The sequence below is a fragment of the Escherichia sp. AM3 genome (genome assembly GCF_032029835.1).
GTDB classification, from domain to species: domain Bacteria; phylum Pseudomonadota; class Gammaproteobacteria; order Enterobacterales; family Enterobacteriaceae; genus Escherichia; species Escherichia coli.
Genome location: NZ_JAVUPQ010000505.1, coordinates 1 through 606 on the forward strand (window position 1 = coordinate 1; position 606 = coordinate 606).

Below are 606 nucleotides of genomic sequence, written 5' to 3' on the forward strand. Positions count from 1 at the left end.
GTAGTGCTTGTCCGGTTCGGAGAAGATAGAGAAGCGGGCTTTTTGCCCCACAGAAATACGGGTTATATCAGCCTCGGAGATCTGTGCTTTAATGGTCATGACATCCAGACGAGCGAGTTTAATAATTGTTGGGGCACTCTGGTTTGAGTTAACGGTTTGCCCTTGCTGAGTGACAATGGCAATAACAATTCCATCCATTGGCGCTACGACTCGCGTATATTCAAGGGCAAGCTTTTTCTTATCTACTTCTATCTGTGCCTGGACCAGTTTGGCATTCAGAGAATGTAATTCAGCGCGAGTGGTCGCAAGCATTGCCTCCGCAGACTCAAAATCTTCGTGTGAGCTGGCATTTTCTCTTAGCATCCGGAGCTGGCGTTTAAAACGCAGTTCAGCCTGTTTCAGGAGCGCCTGCTTGGATTGAAGTTCTGCTTTCACTTCGTTGAGTGCAGCTTCGGCATTACGCAAATCGTTACACTGAGGTAGGTCGTCAATTTCGGCAATCAACTGCCCTTTAGTCACATGGTCGCCCTGTTTCACTTTCAGTGATTTTAATTGCCCTGATACCTGTGCCCCTACGTTTACCCGTTCAATTGCATCAATACGGCC

The 606-nt window shown here is 47.7% G+C and carries 1 protein-coding gene; it reads right to left on the bottom strand.

Features of this window, described 5'->3' with window-relative positions; genetic code table 11:
- Positions 1-606: efflux RND transporter periplasmic adaptor subunit (locus RTW80_RS26900; protein ID WP_312721145.1), on the bottom strand; the 606-nt coding region annotated here is incomplete at both ends.